The sequence below is a fragment of the Bacillus sp. BB51/4 genome (assembly GCF_008368845.1).
Classification (GTDB): domain Bacteria; phylum Bacillota; class Bacilli; order Bacillales; family Bacillaceae_G; genus Bacillus_A; species Bacillus_A wiedmannii.
In genome coordinates this window covers 1-2,386 of the sequence record NZ_QOSC01000038.1, presented here as the reverse complement: position 1 = coordinate 2,386, position 2,386 = coordinate 1, and the positions used below count along the sequence as shown (strand labels likewise).

Here is a 2,386-nt window from a genome sequence, read left to right as displayed (position 1 = left end):
GACTCGTCTTTTTTGTGTTTTAAACTTCTTATCAGCTTCAAGTAAGTATCCGTATTCTTTTGATCCCCTCATATTCATTTTCTTTCATCATTTTTGATGTGTAGTTTAAGATTTTCTATTCTATTTTTTGTAGAAGCAATCTATCGGTGTGTTAAAATAGTACAGTTGTTTTTTGAGGTACCTTAATATAGGGAGATTTAAAATTTTTTAAGGAGATAATATGAAAAAGATAGGTGTAATTACTATAGTAGTTTTATTCCTTCTAGCAATTACTTATATGTTAGTCGGGAATTATTTTTATAATTATGCGTTGAATGCGAAACAAGAGAAAGAGTTTTTAGAGGATAATCCTCACTTAGTAGAAACTGTGAATGCATCGGGAGTTGTGTTCGCTACAAATGAAGAAAAGGATGCGAACTTTGTATCAAATCATAAACCTAATAAACAAAACATAAATTCTTTCGATAAGTTGAAATTAACAGGTTATGAATATATGAATGAACAATCTAGCCATAAATGGGCAATTGTAGTTCATGGATATGATAGTAGGGCATCGAAAATGACGAAATATATCCGGAACTTTTATGAACAAGGATATAACGTTATAGCACCAGACCTTCGTGGGCATGGAAATAGTGAAGGTGATTATATAGGGATGGGCTGGCATGATCGTAAAGATATTTTGATTTGGATTCAACAAATTGTAAAGAAAGACCCTAATGCTGAAATAGCACTCTTTGGTGTTTCAATGGGCGCGGCAACTGTAATGATGACTTCAGGTGAAGAGTTACCTTCTAACGTTAAAGTTATTATTGAAGATTGTGGATACTCAACTGTTATTGATGAATTTACTTATCAATTAAACGATTTATTCCACTTGCCGAAGTTTCCTGTTATGAATGCGGCAAATACAGTTACAAAATTAAGAGCTGGATATGATTTAGAAGAAGCTTCAGCTATAAAACAAGTGGCAAAAAGTAAAACACCTATGCTATTTATTCATGGGGATGCTGATACATTTGTTCCTTATGAAATGTTAGATGAAGTATATAATGCTGCAAAAGTAGAAAAAGAGAAATTAATTGTTCCAGGTGCTGGACATGGAGAAGCCGAGAAGGTAGATTCGAATAAATATTGGAATACCGTATGGAAGTTCGTGGGGAGATACATTCCAGCGTAATTAGATTGTTTTAGATTTGTATATACGATAATCAGAAGAAAATGTTTTTATACTTTTGATTATCGTTTTTTCTATTTAAAAACTTATTTTAGTTTGTAGTATATAAGGTTTGAAGCATAAATTTTTGAATTCCTTATTGCCAGTGCTACAATAATTGAAAACTACATGTTAATGAGGTGTTTCTATGAAAATTGAAGTATGGTCAGATTTTGTATGCCCATTTTGTTATATTGGGAAACGTAGATTAGAAATGGCTTTAGAGCAATTTCCGCATAAGAAGGATGTTGAAGTGGAGTTTAAAAGTTTTGAATTAGACCAAAATGCTCCAATCTATTCTGGAACAAGTATTAATGAAATACTTGCATCAAAGTACGGAATTAGTATTGAAGAAGCTAAGCGTAATAATGTACAACTAGGAAGTCATGCAGCTAGTATGGGTTTAAGTTTTAATTTTGATGAGATGAAGCCGACGAACACTTTTGATGCGCATCGTCTAGCTAAATTTGCAAAGGATCAAGGGAAAGAAAAAGAGATTACGGAAAATCTACTTTTTGCATATTTCACTGAATCGAGAAATTTAAGTGATGTGGATACGCTTGCTACTATTGCTGAAGCTTCAGGTTTAGATAAGCAAGAAGCTTTACGTGTTATTAATGATAAAGGTGCATATGCAAATGATGTTAGAATTGATGAAGCGATTGCTCAGCAATATCAAATTTCAGGAGTACCTTATTTTATTATTAATCAAAAGTATGCTATTTCAGGTGCGCAACCACTCGAAACTTTTGTCGGTGCACTTCAACAAGTGTGGGAAGAAGAGAATCCAGCACCTAAGTTACAAGAGCTTTCTTCAGAGGGTGGAAGCGATATGTCTTGTACGGATGAAAGTTGTTCGATACCTTCAAAAGAACAATAGTTTTTATGAAGGAATAGCAACCCATAGAGTATTTTATGGGTTGCTTATCTATTCTTATAGAAGAGGTATATAAATAGATAATTTAATAACGTAAATAGGATTTATAAAAAATGAAGTTTTTTTATAAAAACATATTGACGATTGTATATTAGAGGTGTAATATAGAACAAGTCGCCGATGCAATAACGCAAAGCGCGGCAAACGAAATAAAAAACTTGGTTGACATTAACTAACGAAGATGTTAACATAAGGAAGTCGCAAATGAGCGACCGAGTAGTTCTTTGAAAACT

2 protein-coding genes are annotated in these 2,386 nt (G+C 32.8%); both read left to right on the top strand.

Features of this window, described 5'->3' with window-relative positions:
* Window positions 1–220: 220 nt before the first annotated feature.
* Window positions 221–1,180, top strand: coding sequence for an alpha/beta hydrolase (locus tag DN392_RS30015; RefSeq protein ID WP_000719798.1), 960 nt, complete (start codon window positions 221–223; stop codon window positions 1,178–1,180).
* Window positions 1,181–1,364: 184 nt separating this feature from the next.
* Entirely contained in the window at window positions 1,365–2,096 is a 732-nt protein-coding gene (locus DN392_RS30010; RefSeq protein WP_088321676.1) for a DsbA family oxidoreductase, read from the top strand.
* The last annotated feature ends 290 nt before the right edge of the window (window positions 2,097–2,386 follow it).